The following is a 12717-nucleotide window of genomic DNA, read 5'->3' as shown; positions in this document are numbered from 1 at the left end:
TGCTTACGCTTCTTGACCGACTGTTTCGTCTTCGATACCTAATTCTTGCTTAATCCAATCGTAACCTTCTGCCTCTAAACGCTGCGCCAATTCCTTGCCACCGGACTTCACGATGCGTCCTTGCATCATTACGTGAACGTGGTCAGGAGTGATGTAGTTCAATAAACGTTGGTAGTGAGTGATGATAAGGCAACCGAAGTCGTCTCCACGCATTTCGTTGATTCCTTTAGAAACAACTTTCAATGCATCGATATCTAGACCAGAATCAATCTCGTCAAGGATTGCGATCTTAGGCTCGATCATCATCAATTGAAGAATTTCGTTACGCTTCTTTTCCCCACCAGAGAAACCTTCATTCAGGTAACGCTGTGCCATTGCTTGATCCATTTCAAGGAAGTCCATGTTCTTATCCATTTTACGGATGAACTTCATCAAGGAGATTTCATCGCCCTCTTCACGACGAGCATTGATTGCAGAACGAAGGAAGTCAGCATTTGTTACCCCACTGATTTCACTTGGGTATTGCATCGCAAGGAATAAACCTACTTTCGCACGCTCATCCACTTCCATTTCAAGCACATCTTCGCCATCAAACGTGATGCTTCCGCTTGTTACTTCATATTTAGGGTGACCCATGATAGCAGATGAAAGCGTTGACTTACCTGTACCGTTTGGACCCATGATAGCGTGAATCTCTCCGCCTTTTACTTCAAGATTTACACCCTTTAAAATCTCTTTATCGTTAATAGATACATGTAAATCCTTGATTGTTAACGTTGAACCCATAACTCTATACCTCCAATGATCTGTGCTTCTATATGAAAACACATTCTTGTTTTAATTCTCATTTTATTCTCATTACAATCTTATAACAAATAGAAAGTGTTAGCAACCTTTTCCGTTTTGTGACAAGCCCCCTTAAATTATATCGAAACTAAAGGGTTCATGTCGAATTAAGTACATAGTTTATCTTATACAATCTAGGAGGAATCATCCTTTTCTATAAATAAAAAAGGGTATGTGGTACCTCCATTCATGTCGGAGGAAATCACTTACCCTTTTTGTTATTTTGTATTATATAGTTGCTAAGTTCGTTACGGGTGGAATTTACGGTCTAATTCTGCAACAATCTCCAAGCTTTTCTTGTATTCTGCATCTCGATGCTGTTCTACCTCCATACGCTTGGATAGCTTACGCGAGTATTCCTCATAACCAAAACCATAAGCCTGATACATTGCCTTTTCCATTTCGCCAGTGTACTTCACATGTACTTGATGGATAATAAACCAATCCCTTCATATTTATATGTGTTTAATTTCGTATCCAGTTTTGTAGATACCCTCGAAGTATTTGCATTAAACACATATTTAATCATAGCAGAGATGGGAAAATGAACCAAAGCGGAAATACACCCGAATATCGGCGTATTCCGTTATAATCCTTCATTACGGGGCGAGGTGATATGCGTTCCTATAATACCTCACTATTGGTCCTGATTGGAGGATGTCCTGATGGAGGTGTTCATTCTTCTTGTAATGATGGACTTTTGGTGCTGCATTTTTCGTTGAAAGGTCCTTCATGGGATTGATGATAGACTTTTTTAACCGGGATTCCCTTGGAAAGGTCCTTCATAGGCTCGATGATGGACTTTTCTATCCGGGACTCCCTTGAAAAGGTCCTTCATAAGCTCGATGACGGACTTTTCTACACGGTATTCCTTTCGAATGGTCCTTCATAAGCTCGATGATGGACTTTTCTACATGGTATTCCCTTCGAAAGGTCCTTCATAAGCTCGATGACGGACTTTTCCACCCTCTCTCCCCTTGAAAAAATCCGTCATCCTCATCTATTTTTTCAACCTATCCTTTTCTCACCTGCAAACAATAAAAAACCGCCCGAAAAGTAAGTCGGGCAGTTCTTTCACTCATTGCTGCAAATCATTAAAATCCGCAATACACGACTGCACCAACGTCACGGACTGGCTCATCGCTGCACCGCCGCCGAATGCCGCAGTCACACCGCATACCTCGAGAATTTCCTGTTCTGTCGCTCCCTGATCCAAGCATCCTTTCGTGTGGTAAACAATACAGTACTCGTCCTGTGAATAGACACTCACGCCAAGCGCGATGAGCTGCTTCTGCTTTTTATCGAGCACACCTTCCTTGAAACACGCTTCAGTAAACTCGTTGTAGTGATGTGCAAGCTCCGGCATTTTTTCGGTGAATACCCCTAAACCCGCTTTATAGTCATGAAGTGCTGCTTCTGCATAGTTTTTCGGTTCATATTGTTCTTCCATTCGTGACAACTCCCATCCTAATTTTTCACAGTGTTAGTATTTGTTCAGGAAGGAGGAATGTATTCATCCACATCACCATCCAACAAAAAAAAGCGTCCAATGAAGGACGCTTTCCACTACCATTACTCCCCAGCAGGAATAACAGTTCCTTGATATTTCTCTTCGATGAACTTTTTGATGTTTTCAGATTGAAGAACTTCCACCAATGCTTTGATCTGCTCATTGTCCTTGTCTTCAGAACGGACAACTACAAGATTCACATATGGGTTGTCTTCCGGTGACTCAAGGGCAATCGCTTCTTTCGCAGGGTCTATATCAGCACCAAGAGCATAGTTTCCGTTGATCAGAACCGCATCACCATCACCATTCAAGTAAGCTTGAGGAAGGAATGCCGCTTCGAATTGTGTGTTGAACTGCAAATCTTTTGGGTTTTCTTCGATATCATCCACAGTTGCAGCAGTTTTTTCCACACCTTTTTTGAGTGTAATCAATCCTTTTTCCTGAAGCATGGAAAGGATACGGCCATGATCAGCAACAGAGTTACTCATCAAGATTTCAGCGCCTTTTGGAAGGTCCTCCAGGCTGTCATGTTTTTTGGAGTAAACACCGATCGGTTCGATATGGACGCCACCGGCACTTTCAAACTTATAGTCGTTATCAGCAATTTGCGATTTCAGGTAAGGCTCATGTTGAAAAAAGTTAGCATCAAGATCTTTATCTCTTAAAGCCTGGTTAGGAATAACGTAGTCAGAGAATGTTTTGATTTCAAGCTCGATCCCTTTTTCTTCTAATAAAGGAGCCGCCTCTTCAAGAATTTCAGCGTGAGGTACATTGGAAGCACCTACAACTAACTTTCCTTCTTTAATCCCTTTCCCGTCGCCAGAACCGTTCCCGCCTTCATCGGAACCGCAAGCCGCCAGTACAAACACCAATAATGAAATGACTGCAAAGCTTAATAATTTTTTCATCTGTAAAATCCCCGCTTTCTTATCGTTTGTCTAATTTAGCTGTTATATAGTCACCAATAAATTGGATAACAAACACAATAATTAAAATGATGATCGTACATACAAAGGTAACATCCCAGTTGTTACGCTGGAAGCCATCAAGAAAGGCTAGATTACCTAACCCGCCAGCTCCGACAAAACCTGCCATTGCTGTATAACTTACAATTGCGATCGCTGTTACCGTAATCCCTGAAACCAGGGCTGGCATCGATTCCGGAAGCAATACTTTCCAAATGATTTCGGCGGTTTTCGCCCCCATGGAACGGGCCGCTTCAATCACACCTTTGTCAATTTCCCTTAGCGCGATTTCCACCATCCGTGCGTAGAAAGGTGCTGCCCCTATAATCAGGGCCGGCAATGCAGCATCGGCTCCGATAATAGTACCCAGTATCGTTCTTGTAAAAGGAATCAATAAGACGATCAGGATCACGAACGGAATCGAACGAAATATATTAACAACGGCTGCTACCAACCCATTGATGAATCTGTTCTGCCATATGTTTCCCTTAGCTGTTAAAAATAATAAAAGGCCAAGAATTATCCCTAAGAAGAATGTAATAAGAACCGAGATACTACTCATATAAAGTGTTTCAATCGTTGCATCATACATCTTATCCCAGTTAACGCGTTCAAACATTCGTCATCACCTCCAACTCCACCTGCTGTTCACGAATGTATGCCAGCGCCCTGTCCACTTCTGATTCATCGCCATCCAAGTGGACGAATAACGTGCCATAGGCTCCATTTTGGGTTTGAGAGATTTTCCCTTGCAAAATATTGACGTCTATTGCAAATTTGCGAATCAGATTCGTGATGATAGGCTGTTCGGCAGATGCCCCGACGAAAGTGAGCTGAATCACTCTGCCTTGTGGGAACTCGGCCAAAAGATGCTCTATCGTTTCCTGAGTCTCCTCAGGTTCCGTGACCTGTTTCACAAAGCGCTTTGTAATCGGTTGTTCAGGCTTACGGAATACTTCGAGAACATTTCCTTGCTCTACGATTCTTCCAGCCTCCATTACAGCTACCCGGTGACAGATTTTTCTAATAACATGCATTTCATGCGTAATCAATACGATCGTCAATTTTAATCTCTTATTGATATCCACCAGCAGTTCCAAAATGGAATCTGTTGTTTGTGGATCAAGTGCTGATGTTGCTTCGTCACACAGAAGAACCTTTGGGTTATTTGCCAACGCTCTTGCAATGCCTACTCTCTGCTTCTGCCCTCCACTGAGCTGTGCGGGATAGGAATCCTCTCTTCCTTCCAGGCCGACCAGTTTCACAAGTTCAGCAACACGCTTGTTTCTCTCTTCACGCTTTACACCGGCAATCTCCAGTGGAAATGCGATGTTCTCTTTTACCGTTCTAGACCACAGCAGATTGAAATGCTGGAAAATCATGCTGATTTCTTGGCGTGCCTCACGGAGCTGCCTTCCTCTGACTTTTCCTAAATCACGGCCAGCGACATCCACCACTCCGCTTGTTGGAGTTTCCAATCCGTTCAGCATCCTGATCAATGTGCTTTTTCCAGCACCACTATAACCGATGATGCCAAAAATTTCTCCCTGATTAATCGATAAATCTATATCATCCACAGCGGTAACTTTTCCATTTCTCGTTTGGAATACCTTTTTTACTCCCTGTAATGAGATCATACGAACACCTTCCTTCTATCTAGCTTTTCTTAGCTTACCCACACAAGTTAATAGAAAACAAAAAATCCTTTCTGCAGCAATGAGCAGAAAGGATTAAATATTAAAAAAGTCCTTTCTCTCATCTATCAAAGCAATCGTATGCTTTGTGTGAATTGGCACCATTTCAACAATTCCTTGTTGACGGTTGCCGGGTTTCATAGGGCACGTCCCTCCACCTCTCTCGATAAGAGATAACAATATTCAGTTAAGTATTTGGGTAAATCAGATATTTTTTAAGTAACGAGTGTTATCGTATCACGGTGATATTGGTCTGTCAAACAAAAAATCTATAAAATTTGCAAAGCCTCTTTTTCGACCGTAAGAGCAATCGTTTTTTGCTCAACAATCTCACCATCACACTGAATGACCAATTCTTTCTCCGGTGTGATGAAGATGTCTTTACCTTTTAGCATCGTCACATTTTTATGCGTAATATGTTTCCCTGAAAAAGCACTGGGGAAGACCATCAACAGCTCCCATCGGTTTACTCCATGCAGGACGCAGATATCCAATAAGCCATCATCCGCTCTAGCATCCGGACAAATTTTGATGCCTCCTCCATAAAAGGGAAGATTGGCAACGGAAATCATCCACACTTCTTTGAAATGATGGATATCCTCATCTATTTTAATGGTTGCATTGGTAGGTTCATATGTAATCAATACTTTTATCAAACTGTATATGTAAGATAAACTGCCCAAGTTCAATTTGTTAAGCAGCTTCTTTACCTTGGATTCGTTCGTTACCTTGGCAACTTTGCCATCAAAGCCTATTCCGGCAATTGTAATGAAAAATTCATGACCGATCCTTCCCAAATCCATTGTTTTCACTTTACCTGTAAGTATTCGATTCAACGCTTTTTCATGATGCCTTGGAATCTGCAGACTTCTTGCAAAATCATTGCCGGACCCTGCCGGAATTATCCCCATCGGTACATGCTTACCCGCTAGTGAATTCGCTATCCCATGGATCGTTCCATCTCCACCAACTACCACTATGGCTGTAATATCCGTATGAATGATACTTTCCACAAGCATAGCATCATGGGCGGAACCATCCGTATACAGAACTTTATAATCAACCCTCTTTACTTCCAAGAGATTTTGAACCTTCTTCCATACAACGGCGCCTTTTCCATTCCCCGAAGTCTTGTTCACAATAAAATAATACATGTTACCACTCCGCTCCACATCTGCTTCTCCATTTCTGTAAATTACTATTTCGCTAGCATCAAAGCATAATCCTCTATTTGGGACAGAAGAGCGGCTCCAACCTTTAAAGTTGAGCTTCCTTAGATAGAATCAGAAGAGAATCCAAAAGAAGAAATTGGCGAAAGCTCCCCGGAAAATCAGTTTATCATTCGTAAGCTTTGCCGCTCCATTAAGGAGTTCACAAAGAATGTCTGATGGTCCCTCCACCTTGATATCCAAAGATTCAAAGCTGTCAATCAATTCTATTTTATCTCGGCTTATGATAAATATCGAACTGTCACTTTCCGATATCAAACAACATGTAAGTGAATATGCAGGCAATATTTCGAGAATATGCGCTTTCGTTCTAACTCTATCTAGAAATGCCTCCAACATGCTTTTCATTGTGTTTCCCCCCTTTTTATACTACCAATATTCATGAAAAAAGGGGGAAATCCTGCACATGCTTTCCTACAAATATCGTGGTTATTTGCTTTTCGGGTTTCATTTCCCAAGAAATATGTCAATCTATGATGTCTTAAGCCTTGCTTTTTGATAGGTTGCCGTCGATTTCCCTCTGAATGCCAAATAAAAGTAAGTCGAACTTGTCAAATAAAGGACGGCAGTAATAGAAAACACGATAGCATAACCCCAATAATCCCCGTACATCAAGACAATGGTCATAGAAACCGGTCCCATACTTGCCCAACCAAGTGAGAATACCATCTGGCTTATGGAATTTGCAAAACCCTTAAGCCTATCATCCACTTTTTCCATCATCATGGAGGAAATGATTGGATTGGCTGCGTTCATCAGTGCCTGGCGGAATAGAAAGCCCAGTGCGGCCAGCCAGAAGCTATGCGTAAATGCCGTTATCATCATAAACGGAAGCGACAATAGCTGAAGAATCACGACCGCTCGAATATCTCCTACGCGTCTCACCAGCGCTGGTCCGATAATCATAGCGACTGCGGTCACTGCTTGACCTAATGACAGTACAAGCCCGATTGAGGAATTGGAAGTATGAAAACGATCTGCAAAATATAAATTGAGATAAGGAATGACAAGCCCCGAACCAAAACCAATGAGAATCTGTGCAGCAGCAAACATAATGATCAACTTCAATTGACCCTTTGGCATAGAGGTAAAAAGCCCTTTTAAAGAAAATCCGGTTTTCTCTACCTTTCTAGGCGTTTCTGTTGTTTTAAGTAGTGGGAATAAACCGATAAAGAAAATGACGCTACCTATCAGCAATGTCAACCTGACGCTCCAAATTGGACTTAATCCAACAAGATGGAGGAATGCATCTGTCAATGTACCTCCAAGGAGATTACCAACCACATTCGCCCCCATCATCACTGCGAAATGGTAGCTGAACAGTTTGACTCTTTCGGACTTTGTGGAGATCTCCGCAAGCCACGGTACACCTGTAACTTGGATAAATGCCATCGCAATCCCGGAAATGAAAGAACTGATCAGAAGGAGGGACTGTAGTTCAAAAATGCTCCGAAAAAGCATGAAGATGCCGGTAAACAGCACTCCATAGATCATCATTCTACGCCTGCCAAGCTTATCGCTTAAAATACCTGCAGGAATGAGGATAATGGCTGCCGCCAAGGAAGCCATTGCAATCATGCTTCCGTTCACTGTTTCGCTGTATCCCAGCTCCCTGATGTAGAAATTGTAGACGATCATGAATATCCCCAACCCTATCTGGGTGAGGATATTGACCATAAATAACAATTGGATATTGCGGTTATATTGTTTAAATGACTGAAGCCATCGAAAGTTTTTCATTTTGTGCCCCTTGTGTTTTTTATTTCGTATCCCTAAATAAATTTACTCCTTTTTCTGAAAAATGGCAAGAGAAAAATTACTTGGTTTACGTCCTTCTTTTGGGGCGGAATCAAAGAAAAGAAGACAGGAACATTTTACTGTTTTCCTGCCTTCGACTATTTTTATCTGATTGTCTCATAGTGCATTTCAGCAAATTGCTTGTAGCGTCTTACATCCAACAGCTTCAATCTGTTTTCATGATCCCCAGGCATAAACAAGGGAATACCGCGACCGATGATGGAAGGGGCAATTTGAATGATGAATTCATCCACCAACTTATCTTTTAGAACCGGGTCCAGTACCTCGCCGCCACCGACAAGCCAGATTCTTTTACCTTTTTGGCTCTTCAAGGATTTTGTGAATTCTGCGACATCTTCATTGATGAAAGTGACGTTCTCATTTGATCCGGTCATAGTACGCGAGAAAACATAGCATTCCTTTCCGGAATACGGAAATTCATCGGGTGAAAGTATCAGTATCTGTTCATAGGTTTTACGGCCCATCACAATGATATCTATGCTTTCGTAGAATTCTTGATAGGTGGTGTCCTCCTCCCCTTCCGTACCGATCAGCCAATCCAATGAATGGTCCTCACGTGCGAGGTAGCCATCCACACTGATTGCTCCGTAAAATAGCACTCTGCTTTCATTGCTCATTTAGTAATCCCCCTTCAAACGAACTGGTGTTCTTAATTATAATTTAACTGTAACAGCAAATCAAACTTAAACATAAAAAAACACCCCGCTACAGGTGTTTTTTACTCATTCTTATATTTTTGAAATAGCATAAAGAGATGCTCTACCGAGTGGAACGCGTATAATTTTTCATGGATGGTTCCGTTTCTGAATATCATCAGGCAGGGAACACTTTCTATTTCCCATTGAATCGCGAGCTCCCGGATGTAATTGACATCGAGCATGCCATATTGAAAGGTCGGAAAAAGCTCTTTTGTCACATCAAGCATCCGCTTGGCTACCTGGCATGTTCCGCACATGGGAGTGTAAAAGTACACCACTGCCACCTGATCTTTCTCTATTTCATCTATTAGCTGATCTTTTGTCCAATCCTTCATTTCCTCATCCTCGTTGCATAATGCTTATTATAAATAGTGTGTATGAATATCGATATTTGCACTTAGCAATACAGTCGCAATATGCTGGTAGGGAGCGCTTGCTACCTCCCGATACATGCGATCAATATAGAGATGCTCCGCTTCCGGGAATTCCCGCTTGAAAAGCCTCCGCAGTTTGTCCCCCGAATCATCGGAGTCCACTAATATATACACTTCCTTATCATATAGGTCTTCCATCAATTCGTCTAATCGTGTCACACTTATTGTGCCATTTGTACATATGATATGAACGGGTTCATTAATAATCTGCTGAATCCTTTTTTTATCCGATTTCCCCTCGACAATGATGATTTTGTCTACATCGATCATTTCCATACCCATCACCTGTTCTTAAAAGTGTATAAAGCAGTCATTCTTTATACTATTCATATTCTCTTTACTATGAATGTTCCCCTTTTTATTGAATATAAGTGCAGTAAATAGAAAAAGGGGCGGAACTTTATAAGGTCCCAACCCCACCGATGGCTAACACCATCCATTTTCGTCGTCGCAATCTACATATTTGGCATCTTTTTCAGATGGTACTTGAACCTGCTGGAAAATATGGCTTCCTTCCTGTTCGTACCCGTTTTTCAACGAATATTGGTTCCCTTGTTCCGTGAAAGTCACCTGACCGATGGGTTCGTTCTCCACATAAAGATTAAATCCTTGATCCGACAACTTCCCGACAACACGGTCCGTAATATCTAAACGTTTATTATCCAAAGTCATTCCTTATCACCCTTTTAGACTGTATTGGCAGCTAAATTTATGGTGCCCGGAATGGTGTTTTGTTATTAGTCTTCTTTTGTCATTGCCTCGTACTGCTCAGCAGTCATAAGCTTATCCACTTCGCCTGCATCTGTTGGCTCGACAACGATCATCCACGCTTTTTCGTATGGGGACTCGTTTACGAATTCAGGGCTGTCATTCAGGTCTTCGTTTACTTCTACCACTTTCCCACTGATTGGAGCGTAAAGTTCAGAAACCGTTTTAACAGATTCAACACTTCCAAACGGCTCATCAGCAGAGATTTCATCTCCAACTTCAGGAAGTTCCACAAATACGATATCTCCAAGCTCGGATTGTGCAAAATCAGTGATACCAATGCGTACTTTTTCGCTTTCTACTTTTACCCACTCATGTTCTTCGGAATAGCGTAATTCTTTAGGTGTGTTCATCATTCTTAACCTCCATAAAAGTGATAGTATTTAGAACTCATACCGCAAAATTCGCGGTAAGAAATGAGCTTTCTTATTTCCAGGTGTCTTCAAACTGCTTTTCATTGAAACCAACAGTCACTTGGCTTCCGTCCGTTGTGATCGGGCGTTTGATCAGCATGCCATCTGTTGCCAATGTATCAAGCATTTCAGCTTCAGACATGGTTTTGAGTTTGTCCTTCAAGCCCAGTTCACGGTATTTCATGCCGCTGGTGTTGAAGAACTTCTTCAGTTCCAATCCGCTTTTCTTGTATAGTTCCTCCAGCTCTTTGCGGGAAGGCGGATTTTCAACAATATGTACTTCATTCAGTGCTACATCATGCTTCTCTAACCACTTTTTTGCATTCCTGCAAGTGCCGCATTTCGGATACCAGTAAAATGTCACATTCATTACGTTTTGCACCACCTTACATACAAGAATTTACTCATATATTGTAGCACAAAGGAGAAGATTACTCCTAATTTTCAACACGCTATTTTCTATTATTCGACCTATTTTGCATAAATCCTTCTTCAAAAAAATAAAGCGCTTGGAGAATTCCAAGCGCCTTATTGTAAGATTGGTTATACAGTGTACTTCTGTGCATCCAATACTGCTGCTGCGATTTCGCGTTTTTTTGCTACCACATTGATTGGTGTGTGGCGTGTGAATTTGCGAAGTGCGGAAAGCATCATGCGCAGTGTGTCGCCTGTTTCTGCTGCAATCAATGTTTCTTTTGCATCCGCTTCGATCTGGTTGAATGCCTCTTGGCAGAATACTTGCGTGTAAAGGATCTTTTGCTTGCTCTTTTCTTCACCGGACTTGGCAATCGCTTTTTCTGTACGAAGTACTGCAGACTCCATGGAGTAGACATTGCTGATGATGTCAGCGATGTTGACAAGCAATTCTTGTTCTCTTTCCAACGCTTTTCCATATTTCTGTGCTGCCAAGCCTGTCATCAGGATGGCAATTTTCTTGGCGTTCCTTACAAGATACTTTTCCTGCTCCAATACACCATCGCCCACTTCCTCCGGCATAAGCATCATCAGCTCTTCCTGTAGGCTTTGCGCTTTTTGGATCAATGGAAGTTCCCCTTTCAGGGCTTTACGTAAAAATGTGCCTGGAACCAATAGGCGGTTGATTTCGTTTGTCCCTTCAAAGATACGGTTGATACGGGAGTCACGGTACATTCTTTCCACTTCATATTCAGCCATGAAACCGTAGCCGCCATGGATTTGAACCGCTTCGTCCACTACATAATCAAGGGTTTCAGAACCGAATACTTTATTTAAGGAACATTCAATTGCGTATTCAGCTACTGCTTTTGCAACTGCATTCGGATCTTTCTCTTCTTCCTTGGTCAGACGGCCCATGCTGTCTTCAAAAAGACCGACTGTACGGTAGACGGAGCTTTCCGTTGCATATGTTTTTGTCGCCATGTTTGCCAGCTTCTCCTGGATTAAAGAGAACTTGGCGATTGGCGTTTTGAATTGCTGACGCTGGTTGGCATAAGTGGCAGCCAACTCGATTCCACGCTTGGATCCCCCCACAGTCCCTACAGCCAATTTGTAACGGCCGATATTCAGGATATTGAATGCGATAACGTGGCCCCGGCCAATTTCACCTAGCAGGTTTTCTTTCGGAACCTTTGCATCTTCCAAAACCAATGTACGAGTGGAAGAGCCTTTGATTCCCATTTTCTTTTCTTCCGGTCCTGTGGACACTCCATCATATTCACGTTCCACGATGAAGGCGGAGAAATGCTCCCCATCCACTTTTGCATAGACAACAAACACATCTGCAAAGCCTGCGTTGGTAATCCACTGCTTTTCACCGTTCAGGATATAGTGGGTGCCTTCTGCGTTTAATTTTGCGGTTGTTTTTGCTCCAAGTGCATCAGAACCTGAACCAGGCTCAGTCAATGCATAGGCTGCCAGTAATTCACCGGATGCAAGCTTTGGTAAATATTTTTGCTTTTGGTCTTCATTTCCGAAGAGGACGATTGGCAATGAACCGATTCCTACATGTGCTCCGTAGGATAAAGAGAATCCGCCCGCTCTTGAGAATTTTTCCGTGATGAGGGAAGAACTGATTTTATCCAAACCGAATCCGCCGTATTCCTCCTGTACATCCGCGCCTAAAAGTCCCAGCTCCCCTGCTTCTTTCAAAAGCTTTACAGAGATATCGAAGTTATGGTGCTCGATCTGCTCCAGATTTGGGACCACTTCATTTACCACAAACTCCTCAGTCGTTTTGGCAATCAGTTTATGCTCATCCGTGAAGTCCTCCGGTGTGAACACTTTTTCGGCCGCAATATCATCCAGTAGAAAGCTACCGCCTTTGACTACATTTTCTAATGTATTTGACATATCATTTTCCTCCT

16 protein-coding genes and 1 riboswitch are annotated in these 12717 nt (G+C 42.3%); all 16 genes read right to left on the bottom strand.

The window, feature by feature from the left end; all coding sequences use genetic code 11:
• Nucleotides 1–3: 3 nt before the first annotated feature.
• The 16 genes from sufC to ABN702_RS01195 all read right to left on the bottom strand — a co-directional run bounded on the left by sufC (nucleotide 4) and on the right by ABN702_RS01195 (nucleotide 12703).
• Nucleotides 4–786 carry a Fe-S cluster assembly ATPase SufC gene (gene sufC / locus ABN702_RS01270; protein ID WP_417899069.1) on the bottom strand — a complete coding sequence of 261 codons (783 nt, stop codon included), beginning with the start codon at nucleotides 784–786 and terminating at the stop codon, nucleotides 4–6.
• Nucleotides 787–1094: 308 nt separating this feature from the next.
• The gene (locus ABN702_RS01265; protein WP_417899068.1) at nucleotides 1095–1247 is read right to left on the bottom strand and encodes a hypothetical protein; all 153 of its coding nucleotides are present in this window, start codon (nucleotides 1245–1247) and stop codon (nucleotides 1095–1097) included.
• Between the two features lie 677 nt (nucleotides 1248–1924).
• Nucleotides 1925–2296 carry a carboxymuconolactone decarboxylase family protein gene (locus tag ABN702_RS01260; protein WP_417899067.1) on the bottom strand — a complete coding sequence of 124 codons (372 nt, stop codon included), beginning with the start codon at nucleotides 2294–2296 and terminating at the stop codon, nucleotides 1925–1927.
• Nucleotides 2297–2418: 122 nt separating this feature from the next.
• Complete coding sequence (locus ABN702_RS01255) at nucleotides 2419–3264, bottom strand: MetQ/NlpA family ABC transporter substrate-binding protein (RefSeq protein WP_417899066.1); 846 nt, start codon at nucleotides 3262–3264, stop codon at nucleotides 2419–2421.
• 19 nt (nucleotides 3265–3283) lie between these two features.
• Nucleotides 3284–3940 carry a methionine ABC transporter permease gene (locus ABN702_RS01250; RefSeq protein WP_417899065.1) on the bottom strand — a complete coding sequence of 219 codons (657 nt, stop codon included), beginning with the start codon at nucleotides 3938–3940 and terminating at the stop codon, nucleotides 3284–3286.
• Entirely contained in the window at nucleotides 3933–4958 is a 1026-nt protein-coding gene (locus tag ABN702_RS01245; protein WP_417899064.1) for a methionine ABC transporter ATP-binding protein, read from the bottom strand. Before ABN702_RS01245 ends, ABN702_RS01250 begins: the two co-directional genes overlap by 8 nt.
• 115 nt (nucleotides 4959–5073) lie before the next feature.
• Nucleotides 5074–5188: riboswitch (SAM riboswitch) on the bottom strand.
• A 96-nt stretch (nucleotides 5189–5284) separates the two neighbouring features.
• Nucleotides 5285–6169, bottom strand: coding sequence for a diacylglycerol/lipid kinase family protein (locus ABN702_RS01240; RefSeq protein ID WP_417899063.1), 885 nt, complete (start codon nucleotides 6167–6169; stop codon nucleotides 5285–5287).
• A 129-nt stretch (nucleotides 6170–6298) separates the two neighbouring features.
• Nucleotides 6299–6592 (bottom strand): hypothetical protein, encoded by a 294-nt coding sequence (locus tag ABN702_RS01235; RefSeq protein WP_417899062.1) that lies wholly within the window; start codon nucleotides 6590–6592, stop codon nucleotides 6299–6301.
• A gap of 123 nt (nucleotides 6593–6715) precedes the next feature.
• A complete protein-coding gene (locus ABN702_RS01230) occupies nucleotides 6716–7984 on the bottom strand; it encodes an MFS transporter (protein WP_417899061.1) in 1269 nt (422 codons plus the stop codon).
• 161 nt (nucleotides 7985–8145) lie between these two features.
• Nucleotides 8146–8679, bottom strand: a complete 534-nt coding sequence (locus ABN702_RS01225; RefSeq protein WP_417899060.1) for a dihydrofolate reductase family protein — start codon at nucleotides 8677–8679, stop codon at nucleotides 8146–8148.
• Nucleotides 8680–8780: 101 nt separating this feature from the next.
• The gene (locus tag ABN702_RS01220) at nucleotides 8781–9095 is read right to left on the bottom strand and encodes a thioredoxin family protein (RefSeq protein WP_417899059.1); all 315 of its coding nucleotides are present in this window, start codon (nucleotides 9093–9095) and stop codon (nucleotides 8781–8783) included.
• A 27-nt stretch (nucleotides 9096–9122) separates the two neighbouring features.
• Nucleotides 9123–9470: a toprim domain-containing protein gene (locus ABN702_RS01215; protein WP_386641049.1), complete on the bottom strand. Its 348-nt coding sequence runs from the start codon at nucleotides 9468–9470 to the stop codon at nucleotides 9123–9125.
• Nucleotides 9471–9620: 150 nt separating this feature from the next.
• A complete protein-coding gene (locus tag ABN702_RS01210) occupies nucleotides 9621–9866 on the bottom strand; it encodes a YusG family protein (RefSeq protein WP_417899058.1) in 246 nt (81 codons plus the stop codon).
• Between the two features lie 65 nt (nucleotides 9867–9931).
• Nucleotides 9932–10315, bottom strand: coding sequence for a glycine cleavage system protein GcvH (gene gcvH / locus ABN702_RS01205; RefSeq protein ID WP_417900785.1), 384 nt, complete (start codon nucleotides 10313–10315; stop codon nucleotides 9932–9934).
• Nucleotides 10316–10388: 73 nt separating this feature from the next.
• Nucleotides 10389–10745: an arsenate reductase family protein gene (locus ABN702_RS01200; RefSeq protein WP_417899057.1), complete on the bottom strand. Its 357-nt coding sequence runs from the start codon at nucleotides 10743–10745 to the stop codon at nucleotides 10389–10391.
• A 173-nt stretch (nucleotides 10746–10918) separates the two neighbouring features.
• Nucleotides 10919–12703: an acyl-CoA dehydrogenase family protein gene (locus tag ABN702_RS01195; RefSeq protein ID WP_417899056.1), complete on the bottom strand. Its 1785-nt coding sequence runs from the start codon at nucleotides 12701–12703 to the stop codon at nucleotides 10919–10921.
• Nucleotides 12704–12717: the final 14 nt, after the last annotated feature.

It is taken from the genome of Bacillus haimaensis (assembly GCF_048270625.1).
GTDB classification, from domain to species: domain Bacteria; phylum Bacillota; class Bacilli; order Bacillales; family Bacillaceae_I; genus Sutcliffiella_A; species Sutcliffiella_A haimaensis.
The sequence above is the reverse complement of the archived record's forward strand: the minus strand, read 5'-3'. Positions and strand labels throughout refer to the sequence as shown.